This window comes from Moorena producens PAL-8-15-08-1 (assembly GCF_001767235.1).
In the GTDB taxonomy this organism is placed as follows: domain Bacteria; phylum Cyanobacteriota; class Cyanobacteriia; order Cyanobacteriales; family Coleofasciculaceae; genus Moorena; species Moorena producens_A.
On sequence record NZ_CP017599.1, the window covers coordinates 9,066,751 to 9,084,083 of the forward strand.

Annotated in this window: 12 protein-coding genes; 5 read left to right on the forward strand and 7 right to left on the reverse strand. The window is 43.6% G+C overall.

Going from position 1 to position 17,333, the window contains the following annotated elements; all coding sequences use genetic code 11:
* Positions 1-11: 11 nt before the first annotated feature.
* Positions 12-1,181 (reverse strand): 8-amino-7-oxononanoate synthase, encoded by a 1,170-nt coding sequence (bioF, locus tag BJP34_RS33215; protein ID WP_070396015.1) that lies wholly within the window; start codon positions 1,179-1,181, stop codon positions 12-14.
* Positions 1,182-1,228: 47 nt separating this feature from the next.
* Positions 1,229-1,597, reverse strand: coding sequence for a hypothetical protein (locus tag BJP34_RS33220; RefSeq protein WP_229424146.1), 369 nt, complete (start codon positions 1,595-1,597; stop codon positions 1,229-1,231).
* A 512-nt stretch (positions 1,598-2,109) separates the two neighbouring features.
* On the opposite strand from BJP34_RS33220, the gene BJP34_RS33225 reads away from it, so the two are divergent.
* Positions 2,110-3,489 (forward strand): RNA-guided endonuclease InsQ/TnpB family protein, encoded by a 1,380-nt coding sequence (locus tag BJP34_RS33225; RefSeq protein ID WP_070396017.1) that lies wholly within the window; start codon positions 2,110-2,112, stop codon positions 3,487-3,489.
* A 279-nt stretch (positions 3,490-3,768) separates the two neighbouring features.
* Positions 3,769-4,668 carry a DUF928 domain-containing protein gene (locus tag BJP34_RS33230; RefSeq protein WP_070396018.1) on the forward strand — a complete coding sequence of 300 codons (900 nt, stop codon included), beginning with the start codon at positions 3,769-3,771 and terminating at the stop codon, positions 4,666-4,668.
* Between the two features lie 105 nt (positions 4,669-4,773).
* Here the strand turns inward: BJP34_RS33230 and BJP34_RS33235 are convergent, their stop codons facing one another.
* The 4 genes from BJP34_RS33235 to BJP34_RS33250 all read right to left on the reverse strand — a co-directional run bounded on the left by BJP34_RS33235 (position 4,774) and on the right by BJP34_RS33250 (position 9,031).
* Positions 4,774-5,841 carry an LOG family protein gene (locus tag BJP34_RS33235; protein WP_070396019.1) on the reverse strand — a complete coding sequence of 356 codons (1,068 nt, stop codon included), beginning with the start codon at positions 5,839-5,841 and terminating at the stop codon, positions 4,774-4,776.
* A 165-nt stretch (positions 5,842-6,006) separates the two neighbouring features.
* On the reverse strand, positions 6,007-7,566 hold the full coding sequence (gene kaiC / locus BJP34_RS33240) for a circadian clock protein KaiC (protein WP_149031314.1): 1,560 nt from the start codon (positions 7,564-7,566) through the stop codon (positions 6,007-6,009).
* Between the two features lie 102 nt (positions 7,567-7,668).
* The gene (kaiB, locus tag BJP34_RS33245; RefSeq protein ID WP_070396020.1) at positions 7,669-7,983 is read right to left on the reverse strand and encodes a circadian clock protein KaiB; all 315 of its coding nucleotides are present in this window, start codon (positions 7,981-7,983) and stop codon (positions 7,669-7,671) included.
* A 127-nt stretch (positions 7,984-8,110) separates the two neighbouring features.
* Positions 8,111-9,031, reverse strand: a complete 921-nt coding sequence (locus BJP34_RS33250) for a circadian clock protein KaiA (RefSeq protein ID WP_083305479.1) — start codon at positions 9,029-9,031, stop codon at positions 8,111-8,113.
* Between the two features lie 316 nt (positions 9,032-9,347).
* Between BJP34_RS33250 and BJP34_RS33255 the strand changes: the two genes are divergently transcribed.
* On the forward strand, positions 9,348-13,013 hold the full coding sequence (locus BJP34_RS33255) for a hybrid sensor histidine kinase/response regulator (RefSeq protein WP_070396021.1): 3,666 nt from the start codon (positions 9,348-9,350) through the stop codon (positions 13,011-13,013).
* 685 nt (positions 13,014-13,698) lie between these two features.
* Positions 13,699-14,745: a DUF2235 domain-containing protein gene (locus BJP34_RS33260; protein ID WP_070396022.1), complete on the forward strand. Its 1,047-nt coding sequence runs from the start codon at positions 13,699-13,701 to the stop codon at positions 14,743-14,745.
* 137 nt (positions 14,746-14,882) lie between these two features.
* Here BJP34_RS33260 and BJP34_RS33265 read toward each other — a convergent pair whose 3' ends face one another.
* On the reverse strand, positions 14,883-16,796 hold the full coding sequence (locus tag BJP34_RS33265; protein WP_324610991.1) for a glycosyltransferase family 39 protein: 1,914 nt from the start codon (positions 16,794-16,796) through the stop codon (positions 14,883-14,885).
* Positions 16,797-16,922: 126 nt separating this feature from the next.
* Between BJP34_RS33265 and BJP34_RS33270 the strand changes: the two genes are divergently transcribed.
* The gene (locus BJP34_RS33270; protein ID WP_070396024.1) at positions 16,923-17,273 is read left to right on the forward strand and encodes a DUF565 domain-containing protein; all 351 of its coding nucleotides are present in this window, start codon (positions 16,923-16,925) and stop codon (positions 17,271-17,273) included.
* Positions 17,274-17,333 lie beyond the last annotated feature (60 nt).

Genomic DNA, 17,333 nt, shown 5'->3' on the forward strand with positions numbered 1-17,333 from the left:
ATAAATAAGCGCTATAGCTGACAGGTCTCCAGAGCAGCAACTAACTGCTCGAAATGATTCAGTGTATGAGTTGCCATAACTGAGATCCGAATTCGACTCGTAGGCACTGTCGGAGGACGAATAGCAGGGGCAAAGATACCAGCTGCTTTCAATGTTTCGCCAACAGCAAGAGCCTCAGTAGCACTGTTTATGGAAATGCAAAGGATAGGCGACTCAGAAGGCAAACAGTTGAGATTAGGCAGCTGTTGAGCAATTAACTGTTTGAGAGTCTCTACATTATGGCTCAGTTGAGCGCACCGTTCTGGTTCTTGTTGGACAATTTGGATTGCTGCTAATGCTGCTGCTGTATCTGCTGGAGATAAGGCAGTGGTGTAAATCCAGCTAGGAGAACGATTTCGGAGGAAATCAATTAAAACCGCTGAACCGGCCACATACCCTCCCAAACTACCCAAAGCTTTACTGAGGGTGCCAACTTGAATAATCGTTTCTCCAGTACAGCCAAAATGTTCCACACACCCAGCGCCTGTAGCTCCCAAAACTCCCGTAGCATGGGCTTCATCCACCAGGAGCATACAATTAAATTGGTTGGCCAACCCTAATAGCTCAGGCAAGGGGCATAAATCACCATCCATGCTAAAGACGCTATCAGTAACAATTAAGCAGCGACGGTACTGTTGTCGGTATTGAATCAGTTGACTCTGCAAAGAAGCGATATTGCAGTGATCATAGTCGATTACCTGGGCACCGCTCAAAATTGCCCCATTTTTCAAGCTGGAGTGGTTGTACTGATCCCCTAGGATTAAATCCCGTTTCCCTACTAACGCTGCAATCGTACCTATATTTGCTAAATACCCAGAGCTATAGACTATCGCATCTTCAGTTTGTTTGAGAGATGCGATCGCATTTTCCAATTCTCTATGCAGTTCCCGGTGTCCAGTAAGTAATCTCGAACCAGTGCTGCCAGTACCATAGTCCTTAGTAGCAGTAACTGCTGCTGCGATTAAGGGAGGTGAGCCTGCCAGTCCCAGATAGTCATTACTAGCGAAGTTAATCACCTCTCGGCCTTCCAGTTGCACCACAGCACCAGGCATACTTTGTAGAGTTTGTACTGAACGATACCAATTGGCTTTCTCAATCGTGGCCAGGGATAGCTTTAGCCAAGCATAAGGGTCAGTAGACATTAGACATTGTATTGGGGGTGAGACTTGGGCTTAGTGCAGGTTTAATTCTAATCATCTTTTTTCGCCTTCACCCCAACTAACTCTGAATTACCATCCAAAGAACCGTATAGGATATTTCCCCTCTTGTTGTCTGGTTTATAGAAAAGTAGTCGTTGCTCCAGTCGTTGCAGCTGCCGTTGAGCTGCTTGTGGATTCTTCGAGTAATACTTCTTCAAGTCAATCTTAAAGTGGCGATTAATTTCTGACCATGGGATGTCCCAAAGTTGGTCACCACAAAGTACCTCTAATTCCCATCCTTCAATATCAGTATCCTTGATATCTAGCTCAACTTCCCTTGGTTCAACTTCAATCAGCTTGCACTTCTCCATTTTGTTAGGGGAGCAGCTACTGAGTAATGTTACTCCCACACTCAGCAACAAGACGATGATAAACAGTTTTTGATTAAAAAAAGATTTTTGGTAATTTTTCACGTCTGGTACTAAACTAATCACGTTCCTAATGGTATTGACTCATTTATCCCCAATTAAATTATAGATTGCAGTTGGTGATGAATTGCCAGAACTGTTAACTATCCATCCCTATCAAAAGGTAGTTGACACAATAATATTTTTTTGCTACGAAATAGTCTAAATTCACCAGCTAGAGTAGCTACCAAAATATCCGGGAACGTGAGAGCGCCTCTCTTTTAAGGAGGGGATGAAACGGACACGACGGGTTTTAACCCGCCGTGTCCCTCTGCTTGGGTTCGGGTAATCTAGCTATTAGGCTTCTGATTAATTCAGACTGCGGTCTCTCCCCGCCGTTCGGCCTCTTCCTTCAACTGCTGCTTTTCAAAACTAGTAACCCTAATCATTAGTCTTTATGTTTTCATTTTAGTATTATCACTCAGGCGGACATCTGTTATGATTATAGGAGGAGGGTTGAGCAGATGTACAAGACTATTCCATTAAAAGCTAACTTCACGGACGAGGAGCAAGCCTTTTGGGTATTTCAGTGCCAACAAGCTAATAGCTTATGGAATTGTGCAGTCTATTACTCCAAGGAAAAACACTATAGTTGGTTACAACAGCAGGAAGAAGCTTTTACAATTTATTGGCGTGGAGATAATCTGAGGTATGGCTGGAAGATCTATAAATGTGGGATCAAGTATGCCGAACTCTGCAAAAACTTAAAGGAAAATCCCCATTATAAAGCTATGGCGGCTCAGTCGGCTCAACAAAGTCTCAAGACTGTCGCTGAATCAATTAACAGCTATAACCAGCTAGTAAGTCTTTATTATAAGGGAGCGGTTGACAGGCCAAAATTACTTCGATACCGCCAGAAAGGTGGTTTAGCCGCTGTTACGTTTCCTCGACAAGCACTTACTTACAAGAAAGGCTTATTTTACCCGTCGATTAGCAAGGAAACAAAGCCGGAACTAATCACCGAAATTGCGCTAGAACCCCCGGATTTTATCGATCCAGACTGGGTCAAAGAGGTAACGGTTCGTCCGTATCTTGGGCAGCTATGGATTGATTGGGTAATAGACGACGGTAAGCAACCAGTTGAACACAATTCTAACCTTGATTACTCCCAGGCATGGAGTTTTGATCACGGTGGCGAGAATTGGCTGACTGGGGTTTCGACCCAGGGGAAAAGCTTTATCATTGATGGTAGGAAGCTCAAGTCATTAAACCAGGGGTATTCCCGGCTAGTAGCAAAGTACAAGGAAGGTAAACCGGAATTTTATTGGGACGAAAATCTTAATCGGGTTCAACGGAAACGCAACAACCAGATGAGAGACGCCATCAACAAGGCTGCCCGATTCATCATCAATCGGTGTCTGAATGATCGGGTCGGGAATTTGATAGTCGGCTGGAATGAAGGCCAGAAAAACTCATCAAATATGGGAAAGCGAGGCAATCAGAATTTCGTTGTAATTCCAACCAAAAGACTAATCGAACGACTGAAGCAACTTGCCTTTGAATATGGAATCAAATTAACAATTACCGAGGAATCGTACACAAGTAAAGCGTCTTTCCTAGATGATGACCCATTACCAAAAATCGGTGAAAAACCCGAAGGGTGGAAAGCATCAGGTAAACGGGTAAGACGTGGTGTATACAGAACTTCTTTTGGCTGGCTAATCAATGCGGACTGTAACGGCGCGGCAAATATTGCCAAAAAAGTAGCCAAACAGTTAGGTTTAAACCTGACCAAGGTGGGTAGGGGAGATTTGACACTCCCGCATCGATATGACGTTTTCAACTCCCTGAAAAAATCATATCGAATAAGAAGCGAAGTGGCAGGTAACAACGCTGCCACGTAGCAACCTTATAGAATCCCCCGTGTTTTAACCGGGGGAGATGTCAAGTAAGTCCTGAAAATCAACTATGTTTCCATTCTGGATTCGTCAATTACTAGATTTTAGATCAAACTAGATATAGAAAATAATCACTGGTCAGTAGGAAAAATTAGATAGTTCATTCAGTTGAGTGATAATGAGTGTAGCAACGAGATCCAAAAAACTAGGGATAGCAAGTAACAACTGACCAATCACCTGACCAATCACAAGGAAACATTCCTTCAAAATTACTCTTTATGAATCATGAGCAAGATAAAACTACCATTAGCACCACCAATCTTAGGAATTACATTAGCAATTGTCAGCTTTAGTAGCTGTATTGCCTTGCCACGTATTTCAACAGCTAATCCTAGCAATTCCCGGTTGGACTCAGATCAACGTTCCCCAAAAGCAGAAGTGGCTCACAACCACCGAGAGCAAGAGCGAATTACTTCAAGAACTGTACAGCCATTAGGGATCAGTCTAGCTTGGATGCCACCAGATGTACCGGAACGAGGTGTACCCGGTAAACGAAAAGCAGCGGCAAGCCGTGGGCGATGTCCACAAGTCAAAGAACCTTTGACTGCCTTAGTCCCTTCTACGCCCACCATTGCCAGTGATGGTCAAATTCCATTGACCGTAGGTCACGCTACGCGAACAGAATCAGTTTTCGGCTTAACCGTTGTTTCTCATCCCACCTTCTGGTTTTATGTTCCCTATGCCCTGACACCGGACTTGCCTTTGGAGTTTGTGCTACAAGATGAAAACTATAACGAAATCTACTGGACTAAATTTGTGGCCTCATCGTCCTCACCAAGTGTAGTAGGCATCGAACTTCCATCAACAGTCACCTCCCTTGAGGTTGGTAAACAGTATCGTTGGTACTTTGTGGTTAAATGTGAGCGACTGGGGTCTCCTGTAGTGACAGGCTGGGTAAAACGGATGGCACTCAACCCATCCCTCAAAAATCAGTTAGACCAAGCGACATTAGAACAGAAAGCGATTATCTATGCCAGATCAGGGATCTGGTATGATACCCTTAACGCTCTAGCTAAGCTACGTCAGCAAAATTCTAGCAATGATCTGCTGATCAAGGATTGGGTGAAATTATTGCAGTCTGTTGACTTAGATGGGATAGCCCTTGCACCCCTTCTGGAATTTTAAGATCAAGTCGCTCTAATTCCATTACCACCAACAGAGTGGGTCATTTACCGGTATTGGTCATTGGTCGAGCCTCCTGTGTATTTTAAGGATGCAAGCATCCAAGCTTTATTTCAGTTCCGGATGAGTTGTACTTTCTTCGGAAACTCCCATGTGATTAATAGTAGCGAGTAGCTGGTAAAGACGGCTAACATCTCGTCGATTGAAGTGGAAAACCAGACGGGGAAGTTCAGCCGTTTCATCAGGTAGTTCTTCTGGTAAAACCTGACTTTTCTCAATCCTTCCCTGAACCAAGATATCGCTAAAATCCTGATTTAGCTGTTCAACCTCAGCCTCTGACAAATCAGATTTGAGGCGAATAACGAATTGATCTCTGACATAGCGGCTAGAGTGATAAACCCGGTAAAACCGATTAATTGTTTCGTAAGCCACATCTAAGTTATCTGTGATGGTATAGAGACTAGAATCTGAGGGCCTGATCAAACCCCGTTGCATGAGGTGCTTTTGAATATAAGCATCCCAATCTTTCCAGTAGGTGCCACCAGGTTTATCAATTAGTACTAAAGGAGTTGGTTCTAATCGTCCTGTCTGACAAAGGGTTAAAGACTCAAAGGCTTCATCCTGAGTACCAAAGCCACCAGGAAATAAGGTAAGCGCATCCGTTTCCTTGATAAAAAATAGCTTGCGAGTGAAAAAATACTTGAATTCAATCAGCTTGGGATCCCCTGCGATAAAGGAATTTGCTTCTTTCTCAAATGGTAGTTGAATATTCAGACCAAACGAATGCTTAGAGCCAGCACCTTTGTTTCCTGCCTCCATAATGCCACCACCAGCACCAGTCATAACCATAAATCCCTGCTTGGTTAAATGATGAGCAAATTCAGCTGCCAGCTGATATTCAGGAGTATTTGGAGCAAGGCGTGATGAACCGAAAATGGTAACTTTCCGGACATGACGATAGGGATAAAAAACTTGAAATGCCCGCTCCATATCTTCTAGAGAAGCGGTGATTATTTTCCAGTCCAGACGGTCAATTTCTTCCCCAGTTAGTCGCACTAGCACTGCGAGAGACCGTTTGATCCATTTACGATTTTCCAGATTAGGTAGCTGGTCAATCAGTGTTACTAAATCAGTTGACAGTGACTTGAAGCCATCCACAGAAGGAGATAGAGTCATATCGTATCCAGTTGACTACTTATCATTAAAGGTTTTTCGTCAATTGAAAATTGAAAATTGAAAATTGTCAATAGTCAAGGATAAATTAGCAATTAACAATTAACCAATTAACAATTAACCAATTAACGATTTACCTGAATACGAAGTGATTAAGCAGACTCGATATTAGTCCACAGACTTATCACGAACGCCTTTAACAATCCGAGAGAGTTCGCTTTTTTCATCGAGGGGAATACGAGTGGGAGAACCACTGATAATTCGTTCATAATTGCGGAAGGAATCCTTAATTTCTGGTCCATCCTTACTGATAGTGTACTCTCGGATCCCTGTATCATGCCAAGATCCACGCATCTTAAAGACATTGATAGCACGGGACATTTCACCACGAATTTCCACATACTGTAGCATTATAATTGTGTCAGTAATTGTGGAAATATGGGAATCGGTAATGGAGTGAGCTCCCATAAATTTATCTGTGGTATTGGTAAAAAAGCCAGTTATTTCTTCTTGCTTGGCATAGCCCGTGACACCAATCACAAACTGCCGAAAGGCATTGTTGCTCACTCCCCGTGCTAAAGCAGAAAGAGAGTCGATGGCAATGCGAGAGGGTTTAAATTCAGCAATTTCTGTTTTAATCCGTTGTAAGTGGTCTTCTAACCCCGCTGATTCTGGATAAGAACAAAGAATTTTTAATAAACCCTTTTGTTCCATTTCCTCAAAATTAATGCCCCAAGACGATGCATTACGAGATAGCTGAGCCCGAGATTCCTCGTAAGCAAACAGAATGGCGCGATCACCTTGTATGCAAGCATTTTCGATAAACTTGCTCACTAACAAGGTTTTGCCAGTACCTGTGGCACCCGTTGCCAGGATAATGGAATCCTTGAAGAAACCACCACCACACATAACATCAAGAGTGTTAATTCCGGAAGAGACTCTGGCCATGGAAGACCGTTGAGTCAGTCGCATTGCTCCTAAGGGGAAGATGTTGATCCCTTGATCCGTAATCGTAAAGGGGTATTCTCCTTTCATATGGGTGGTACCCCGCAGCTTGAGAATTTCTATAGTGCGGCGTCGGCGTTCCCCTTCCAAGACATTACGGACAATAACCACATTATCCGAGACAAACTCTTCCACCCCGAATCTAGCTACTGGTCCATACTCTTCAACTCGCTCTGTGGTCATAATGGTGGTTACGCCAATGTTTTTCAGGCGTGCCACTAGGCGAAAAATTTCTCGACGTACTACCGAAGCAGCATCGTACTGCTGAAAGATGGCAGTGATTGAGTCAATGGAAACTCGCGTGGCTTTGTATTTGTGAATGGCGTACTGAATACGCTCGATCAGAGCAGACAGGTCGAAGTTGCCGACAATGTCCTGTCCTTCTGGATCTGGGGAAGCATCCAGAATAAATAGCTTGCCTTCATTAACTAGTTTATTTAGCTCCCAACCAAAGCTCGATGCATTTTTGGTGATATCTGTGGGTGATTCTTCAAATGTAACAAACACACCAGCTTCATCAAAATTGCTAATGCCGTTGTAGAGAAATTGAACAGCTAATAGAGTTTTTCCCGTGCCAGACGTTCCACTGACCAGGGTGGTTCTACCAGATGGTAAACCCCCATGAGAGATCTCATCAAAGCCTTCGATCATTGTCCGTATTTTCTGGACACCGACCGTTGTTACTGAATTTTGATATTGTTCATTTTGATTCAATTGATTCATATTGGTCGTAAGTAAATGTTCTTAATCAAAAAAAAAAGAAAGTTTAATGGTGTTGCTGACTTGCTAAATCTTCACGCTTTAATCTAAAATGGTATAATCTATTTAGAAATCTAAATCTCCGTCACGGAGTTCTTCATAGAGCAAATCTAAGCCGATCAGGACTTTTTCCCGATCCGAGAGGTCCCCAATGATTTTTCGCACAGGAGGCGGTAAAACTTTTGCCAAGGTTGGTGTTGCCAAAATTTTATCTTCCTCAGCTAGTTGGGGGCTCTTAAGAACATCAATTACTTTGAGAGCGTAAACCCCTTGGAATTCCTGTTCGAGAATAGTTTTCAGTGTTCTCAAAGCCCTGACGGAGTTGGGGGTGTTCCCAGCTACATAAAGCTTGAGAACATAGGTTTTTTTATAGGAACTCATAGGCTCGTAAGTTTAGGAGAAGATGGGTTAAAGGTCAATACAAGGGATCAAGGAACTCAAGGAAACGGTTTTTTAGGAGAGCCTCCCATCAAGCTTACTACTCAATGTTGATCCGATTATGCTGATCTTACAGTTCTCTGGGGATGGAGCGGCGATACATTTCACCTAAATGAGCAATCACGTCGATTAACGTCAGGCGATAATCAAGCAGTATATCCTCTCTACGGCCTTCCAGCTGCAACTGTTTGGAAAATTCATCCATCAGTTCCATATGAATTTCTACAATCTTAGATATAGAAATATCCGCAAAAAACACTTGTTCTACAAAATGATCGATGTCTTGGTTTAGAGTATCTCCCGGAGCAAAGTACTGTAGAACAATTTGACGATACTCTGATTTCAAGTGTTCTAACAGCTCCTCCCTGTCCTTGAGAGATAGATTACGGAAAAAAAACTGAGGATTTCTCTTGTAGTACACACCAAGGTATCCGAGTCTTTCCCTGAGCTTTTCAGCTAACCGGTGCTGCTGCTTACTCAAGAAACTGTAATTAGCTACTGCGAGGGTAGGATAAACCGGGTCATCTGACCTGGGTAAGTTACAGGCGGGAGCTAGGGACAAAAACCCGGTGATCGCCTGTTGGATGAAATTGCCAATCTCAGGTAATTGGTGAATACTAAGTTCCACTTCTGCCGGATGGAACAGATGATCCCTGGATCTGGTGGTGAATTTATGGGTCGTCTGGTTATAAGCTAGCTGTTGATTGCTGTCAACCCTAGAGGGGATTTCTGGGGAGTCCGACCGCAAAAATACTGCAGGTAAGGTGGTTCCTTGCAGGTGCAAGTAGTTGATCACCTTGGGAAGTGTGTCGGTATCCTGCAATACCAAACAATCAAGATCCTGTTTATGTTGCTCAACCACCTCGAAAAATTCAGATTCTGAACTAGTAGAGTGTATGATATAATGCTCGCTACCCAAAACCTGACAAAGGGATTGAGCTAGGGAATCAGAACTGATCAGGGTACATATGGTTAGTTGGGAAAGCAACACAACAGGTCTGGAATAAAAAACTGGTTACTCTTACTATATAAGAGTACTTAAACCAGTAATATCTTAACATTTTTTTTAACAATTTCCTTAATATAAATTAAAGTAAATTGAAACAGTCTGATAATTGTAATTAATTTTGATTTCGCGCCTCACTATATCCCCAGTGTTGAGCAGTATATTGAAAAGTACTTGCTCTTCAAGCATTAGGGGATCGTCTAGTCCTGTTGGGCTTGAGTTAATTCCTTTGTTGCTACTTTAGGAGGATGTGTTGCTACTGTAGCGCTCAACCGCTGTTGAAGCTAGATTGGTTATGTCCATGCCTACTCCCAGTATCCAAAAATTTGCCCAGCTAGTTCCTGTTTGTCAAAGGAGCTCTGAGTTGGCTACTCTGCTAGATATTTTTAATGGTTCAAGGCATGACTCGATTGTGGTAGTCAGCGAACACCAATATCCTGTGGGAGTAGTGAACCTAAAGCAGATCATGCCTCACCTGCTCTCCTTAGCTAAGGTATGTAGCTCAGGAACAACAATGACAACTGGTTTTCTTCACAAACCACTATCTTGGGTAGAGCCAAACATCATTGAACCCATAACCATCCTACCAGGTAAGCTGAGTCTAAACCAATTCTGGTACTACCTACAAGACAATGGAAGTAGGGAGGGGGGGTTAGGGGAGTTGGGCAGCAACTGGGATAGAGAATTTAACCAATTCCCCATCCGAGATCAGGAACAGTGGGCATTAGTAGATGGGGACCAGAAATTTATCGGACTCCTTAACAGTTGGCTGCTGTTAAAATCATTAGCATCCACATTCACCCAACAACGTTCTGAATCGATAGTAAAGCGTACTCAACCCAAGGGACTGAACCCTAATCCCCTCAGGACTCACCACCCAGACTATCGATTAACAGCCAAGAGTTCTTGGGTCAATTCCCTAGGATTATCATCTCGAATCAACTCAGGACTGAAAACTCAGGAGGAAGCCGTCACTAAAACTCCCCAGTTCAAGGGCATTAAGCCATTAGTCCAACTGTTAGAACAACTGCCATTACCCCTAAGCATACAAACCTCGACGGGAAAAGTTTTAGCCGAGAATCTGACCTGGCGTGAGCAGATTGAGAAATCATCCGAAGGGAATCTGGCACATGCTAGCACCACAGGAACTAAAAATACTACCTCTGCCCAGAAAAACCCTGGAGCTAGGGAAAAGATACCCTACCGTTCTTCTTACAATCGTCTGTTATCTAATGATGATGTACCGAGGGCAGTCAGTAAGGAAGGTTTGAACCAATCGATGGAACAGTCAATGGACTCGATAGACTTCAACTCGGGTCAGCCTGATACCCAGAAGTCCCCAACCTTCCATCACAAATCTGCTCCGACCTCTCCAGGACAATGGCCATTATCTGTGGGGAATGTTTGTGACCAGGGAGACAAAACCTCTCAACAAGCTGCTGTTGGGCAATACTGTGCTCTTGATACTCCCTATCAAGCAGCAACAACTATTCATGAGCGCGTGCTACTGTTTTCACAAGCAGTGAAGAAAACCGGGGCAAACCATACCCGGTGCCGGGAAACCGCTGCACCAACTGACTTAACTCTTTCAAACAGCCAGGAGCAGGTATTCTCGTTTGTCAAAATTCCTCTGTCACCTTCTGTCGCTGCCCTTTGGGAGGGAGGACTAGAAACTGGCAGTGAGCCTACGGTCGCTTTTGACTATTCGAGATCTCCAATCTCTAGGTCTGATTCACCCAACTCTCAATTATACCTAGTCTTGGCTCAAGATACCACAGAGCAACGACTTTTTGCCCAAGAACTGGCAGCAAAAAATGCTGATTTAGTGCAACTCAACCGACTCAAAGATGAGTTTTTAGCTTGTATTAGCCATGAACTGAAAACACCGATAACTGCGATTTTGGGTTTGTCAACTTTGTTGAAAGACCAAGCCCTAGGGGAACTCAATCAACGTCAATCCCGTTATGCGCAGTTAATTTATCAGAGTGGCCGTAAGCTAATGACCGTGGTCAACGATATTCTCGATTTGACCCGTATGGAGACTGGTCAACTGAAACTTACCCTCGAACCGGTGCCAATTCGGACTGTATGCGATCGCGCTTATGACCAAGCTCGCTCTGAGATAGACTCAAAACACTCGGAGGACAACAATCGAGATTATCCGACAAAATTCACCCTAGAGATTGAAGCAAGTTTAGAGATGCTGATTGCTGACGAGTTGCGTTTACGGCAAATGTTGGCCCATCTGTTTTCTAATGCCCTTAAGTTTACCGATGGCAGTGGTGAAATTGGTCTGAAGGTCAATTGGTGGCAAGGTTGGATTGCTTTCACGGTCTGGGACACTGGCATTGGTATTCCTGCCGATAAACAGCACTTGATCTTTCAGAAATTCCAACAGCTGGAAAAGCCTCTGACTCGTAGCTTTGAGGGGACTGGTCTGGGATTAGTCTTAACACAACATCTAGCTCACTTGCATGGTGGAGATGTCTCGTTTATTTCCAAGGCAGGGGTCGGTAGTCAGTTTACCCTACTCTTCCCCCCCTGTCCTCCCCACGCTTCATCTGATCAATTGGACAATTGGGATGAGCAACTATCAGAGATTGCCCCTACGGCAACGTCTCACCCCCCATCTTCGACGCCCAACCGTTTAGTATTAATTGTGGAAGCTGTACCTCTTTACCTGGAAGGATTGACGGAACAGCTCAAGAGTTTAGGCTATTGGGTAGTGGTTGCCCGCTCTGGTACAGAAGCCATCGAAAAAGCCCGCCGTTTACAACCCTATGCTATCTTACTCAATCCCCTACTACCAAAACTTTCTGGTTGGGATGTCCTAACACTGCTAAAGTCGGATGCCCAAACTAATCACATCCCGGTTTTGGTCACAGCCACCCAGGCTGAAAAACAGCAGGCAACCCACAACAAAGCTGATGGTTTCTTAAGTTTGCCGGTACAAGAGGAAGCATTACGAGAAAACCTTTCTCGCCTGGCTAAAGACGAGAGTAATACCAGTAGTGTGCTAACGATTCTCTATCTCAATCCTGGTGATGGGCGAAAAGGCTATTATGTAGATTCCTACCAGAACTCTGACTCGTCTGCACTGACTGATGAGTTAACTTCACTATTGAGTCTAGAACACTTAGACCTGAATTATCGGGTACTCGAAGCCGATGATTTCGATCAAGCTGAGTTATTGAGTCGGGTTTGGAATCCAGATGTGATTCTATTAAATGGTGCTCGACTGATCAACCCTTTAATATACTTGAATCAGTTTTCATCATATCCTTCCTTGAGTACTTTACCACTAGTAACCCTGGATCACCAAACTACAGAAGCCGCTAATCAAGTAACTGGTCTTTCGGTCTATCCCTGTTTAGCACCAAATAATCAACAAAAGATGGCTGCCATACTGCAAGTCATTCAAGTGGCAGCTGGAATCAGTTGCAAGCCTACCATTTTAGTGATGGACACGGGGGAGCAGAGAACAAAGTTTAGGGGTAATCCGTTACAGGTTAACAGGTTGAACGTTGAATCGTCTCACTTATCCTACGGATTTTCTCTGGGAGGAAAATCATCAACATCTTGGCTACAGGCACTGATTCAATACTTACAAACTGCTGGTTATTCCAGCTTACTCGCCTGTTCTTGGGCAGAAGTATACCGTCAAATTCAGGGAAAAAGTGTGGACTTGCTGCTGATTCGATTAACAGATCTCACTAATCCTTTAGAACATTCCCAAGGATTGATAACTCTTGCTCAATTACCAGAGCGACCACCAATTCTGGTTTTGGATCATCGATTAGACGCTAAGCAGCATGATCCAGTAATCAAGAGTAGTAACAGTAGTAACTCCAATTCTCAGTTGGAGTTGCTGCTTAAGAAAATTGCTACTCAGATTGTACACTGGCATTCTCAGTCAATGACCCAGTTATTAAAGCAGATTAAGCAGGTCATGAACCCAACCCTTTAAAGGGGTGGCATGCACGTCGGTCATATTCTCTGACACCGTGATTATCCATCCAGTCTTCGAGACACTTGTTGCGAACAAAGCCAGCCGTGGGGATCATCTAGTCAATGATGGCAAACTGTTTTGTTAACCTCCCTCTTTTGCCTTCAAGTACAAACAAGAGCAATTCCTAACTATCTGATCAGGAGAGTTTACCATAAAGATGCCCTGGGCCCAATGTGTTGGTTGCTCGCAATTCATCCCACCGCAAATCAACGATTATGGCGTGAGCCTTCTTTCGAAATTCAAGCTAATATGGATAAGACAGCTCCTATCTACCCAAAGTTATTTTGATAACTATCACGTTTTCCTTAGCCTTTATAGTCAATAATAGTTAATATTTGTTGCTAATTAATAGCTTAAGGGTTAATTACTTTTAATAAAACTAATTACTTCAATTTTTGTTTAATAAAATTAACAATAATAAAACTCAAAATTGCAACGGCAAACCAAAAAACTATAAACGGTTGACAAAAGGATGATTAAATAGTAATAATTTTTCAAAAAATAAGTGCCAACAATAGTATGGCTTATGGTTAATGAATGGAGCGAGCGCTTGATAATCTGAGTTGCTCGAAAGTATTTACTTTAATTTAAATAGTTTTAAAGAGTAAGTAAGAGTAAGTAAGTTTTTTAAAGGAGGTAGACCATGAAACGTCTTGTGGTATGTTGTGATGGCACATGGCAAGAGTTATCAAGTACTTACCCAAGTAATGTGGTTAAGATTTCTCAGGCAGTTAAACCATTGGGTAGTGACGGAGTTTCACAAATCGTATTCTACGATGAGGGAATTGGCACAGAAGACTCTCTCAGGAGCAAGCTTTTCGGTGGGGCTTTTGGCAGAGGGATTGATACCAATATCCAGGATGCTTATCGCTTTCTTTGCCTGAACTACGCCCCTGGTGATGAAATCTACCTGTTCGGTTTCAGTCGTGGGGCTTACACCGTGCGCAGTCTCGCTGGAATGATTTATAACTCAGGCTTGCTATCTCGGATTGAGATCGATAAAGCTCCGGAAGCCTACGAAATGTACCGCTCTCGGGATATCAAGCCTAATCACCAACAAATGGTAGCATTCCGCGAAAAATACGGAGAAAGTGTCCCCATTACCTTGCTTGGCTGCTGGGACACCGTTGGTTCCCTTGGTATCCCTAATTTATCTCCCTTTTTGCGGTTTGACAAAAGGGTTAACAAGAGGTACAGATTCCACGATACCTCTTTGAGTCCGATTATTGAGCATGGGTTGCACGCTGTATCCATTGATGAGCAGCGCAAAGTCTTTGACGTCACGCCCATGGACAAAAGCCACCTTTCCCAAACCCAGATTGTTCGTGAAGTATGGTTTCCAGGGGTTCACGGCTCCGTCGGTGGTGGCTCCCAGGAGCAGAGCGGTTTGTCCGACGGCGCACTGCAGTGGATGATCGAGTCAATCGGCAAGATCGGTCTTGGTCTTGAGTTTGACCCAAGCGCAATTCCCACTGGTATCAACCTTGACTATGAAATTGATTTCAACAATGATCTGGGTCTATTCAAGTTCACAGGGCGCAAGCTACGGGAGATTTCTGATAACTTTGATGACCTTCATGAGAGTGTAATAGAACGCTGGATGAGGCGGCCCGATTATCGACCGAGCAATCTGGCTCAAAAGCACGGCTCCAGACTAAATCAACTATTAGAACAGAAGCAACAGAAGTAGAATAATGATGTCAATTTTGGTTGCTTGACTAGTCAACAGCTAATAATTAGTAATTTGTTATTTGAAGAAAATTGTGAAGTATGAAGTATGAAATATGAAGTATGAAGTATGACGTGGGTCGTGTCACAACTGAAATTTCAATTTTTAATTTTAGAGTTATCAACAAAAACTTGTTTTGAAACCCGAATGAGTTTATAGGGACCAAGACTAGCTAAGGTAGCATATTGCTCAGGTTTTAGCTTGGCTTTCTTTAGCCTTTTATTCCTAGCTAACATCAAAACTGAGGGAGGTGAAGGCTGAGTCACTGCTATTTCTTTCATGTAATTTCGTGCTTTTTTGCCTTTGCTCATGTAGGTGACGGGTTGCTGGGTGTAAAAAACCACACTGGGTTTTTTGAAACCAATCATAATCAATTCTTCTGACGATTGCTTTTCTTGAACAGCAATGGCAGATAATTGCCGTAGGGGTAATTGACGCACTTGATCCACTAATAAGAAAGTCGGGGTCAACACGACAATAAGAAAGGCTAAAAATCCCACTAGGTTGACTATCCATAGCCCAAACAACCAACGTCGCCACAGCAACAGTGCTGCTAGAATAGCAGTTAAACTCCAAATCATACCTCCCCTCACCATTAAGCCGGATTCTTGCAACTGCTCCGGTAAGTTGGGTGCTGCTGGTCCACTACCGATATATTCCGGAGCCAAGAAAATAGCAGTGGCAAGGGCAATTAACAACAAGAGGTTAAATAGGCTACTGAGTAGCATGGATGGGGAAAGGGGCAGAGGGCTAGACCAGGAAAGGTTACTAGTATGGGTGAGTTGGTCACTCCACAATAAAGCCAAAAGAATGGCGGCAGCTGGAATTAGGGGTAGAACATAGCTGGGTAGTTTAGTGGCAGCAATGGTAAAAAAGCCGAAAATCCCTACAAACCAGAACAGAGCAAATAAACCCAAATGAGTAGAACGGGGTGAGTTACGCCACCGCACCCGCCGCCAAAATTTTAGTCGTGCGATCGCAAAGGGTAAGTAGCTCGACCAAGGGGCAAAAGCTATCAGTACTACTGGAAAATAAAAATACCAAGGCCCAGCGTGGCGGTTAACGGTGCGAGTAAAGCGTTGAATATTGTGATATCCAAAAAACGAGTCGATATAGGCTTGCCCATTGGCTAGGGTTACTAATAGATACCAAGGTAGTGTCAGAGCCAAAATAATCAAAATGCCTTTAAATAAGCACATTTCCTGCAATACTTCCCTGCCATTGCCCAGGTAAAGCAGAAAACCACCAATAATTAGTGTGGGTAGAACGATACCGACTGGTCCTTTGGTAAGGATAGCTAGAGCAATGAGCACATAACAGGCTAGGTACCAACCGCAAGGGTATTTGTGAGGGGGTGAGGGGCTTTTAGCAACAGTTGTTTCGCTGTTTCCGAGCTCCTGTGCTCCTGTGCTCCTCTGGTTTCGATGGGCATACCCTAGAAAAAAGGTTAGTAATGCACCCCCGACACAGCCGCTGAGTAGCATATCTGAGACACCAGTTCTTGCCCAGATAATGGTTTGAAGATTCACTGCCATCAGGGTCGAACCAATCCAGGCACAGAGCCACAACTGCCGCTGGAGATAGGAAGGGTTGATTTTGCTATCCCTGTGCTGACTAGAATCTACATCAGGGGTAAAGGCAGCAGGACGGGAAATCCCATAATATCGTAGGGTGTAAAAGCCTAATCCAGTTAATGCGATCGCACTCAGGGCTGACGGCAGTCTTACTGCCCATTCGTTCACCCCAATCAACCGGTAACCAATTGCCATTAACCAGTAGATTAGCGGGGGTTTATCAAAGCGAGTCTCACCATTGAAATAAGGGGTAATCCAGTCACCTGTCACCGTCATCTGGCGAGCGGCCTCAGCAAACAAGGGTTCAGTTTCATCTACCAAACCGATGTTGCCCAAATTCCACAAAAAAGCTAGCCAGCTGATCAGGAGTAACCACAGAATAGAAAGTGTCCAGATGGTGGTGGGATGCTGTTGCCAAGATGGCCACCAATTTTTCAACCTATTAGCTAACGTAAACTTCATCAATGGGCTAGGGGGTGATTGAGGTCTAGCAGGCTATCATGATTCCAAAAAGGGATAGCATGGTCTACACGTGTGTTATTCTTGTTTCAATGAGTGTAGTAGATGCAGAATACCCGTCTTAATAATTTAGTTGATTTTTTATGGACGCGGCTGGGGCTATGGTTTGCTAATCCCTGGCGACGCCTGTCGATGGTCCTGATTAGCTTTCTGTTTGGCTTCTTGGTAGGACAAGCCCTGTGTACTACAGCAGGAACTGGCCAGGAATGGATACTATCTGGGATGTTGATTATTTTTACAGAAGCAGTTAACCGGTTTATTTATAGCGTTAAATTTCCAAAAGGCCAATTAAATCAAACCGTTGACCGGGTTTCATGGTTGGCAGATCTAGTCAATGCTTTTAAGATTGGTCTGGTATACAGTATGTATTTAGAAGCCTTCAAGCTTGGCTCTTAAAATAGTAATCAGTTATTAATCAGTTCGTAATCAGTTCGTAATCACGATCACTGCTGAATC

Coding starts and splice junctions, on each gene's coding strand:
- BJP34_RS33230 (WP_070396018.1), top strand. CDS start 3,769: ATGAGCAAGATAAAACTACCATTAGCACCACCAATCTTAGGAATTACA.
- BJP34_RS33255 (WP_070396021.1), top strand. CDS start 9,348: ATGCCTACTCCCAGTATCCAAAAATTTGCCCAGCTAGTTCCTGTTTGT.
- BJP34_RS33235 (WP_070396019.1), bottom strand. CDS start 5,841: ATGACTCTATCTCCTTCTGTGGATGGCTTCAAGTCACTGTCAACTGAT.
- kaiB (WP_070396020.1), bottom strand. CDS start 7,983: ATGAGTTCCTATAAAAAAACCTATGTTCTCAAGCTTTATGTAGCTGGG.
- BJP34_RS33260 (WP_070396022.1), top strand. CDS start 13,699: ATGAAACGTCTTGTGGTATGTTGTGATGGCACATGGCAAGAGTTATCA.
- BJP34_RS33225 (WP_070396017.1), top strand. CDS start 2,110: ATGTACAAGACTATTCCATTAAAAGCTAACTTCACGGACGAGGAGCAA.
- kaiC (WP_149031314.1), bottom strand. CDS start 7,566: ATGAATCAATTGAATCAAAATGAACAATATCAAAATTCAGTAACAACG.
- bioF (WP_070396015.1), bottom strand. CDS start 1,181: ATGTCTACTGACCCTTATGCTTGGCTAAAGCTATCCCTGGCCACGATT.
- BJP34_RS33270 (WP_070396024.1), top strand. CDS start 16,923: ATGCAGAATACCCGTCTTAATAATTTAGTTGATTTTTTATGGACGCGG.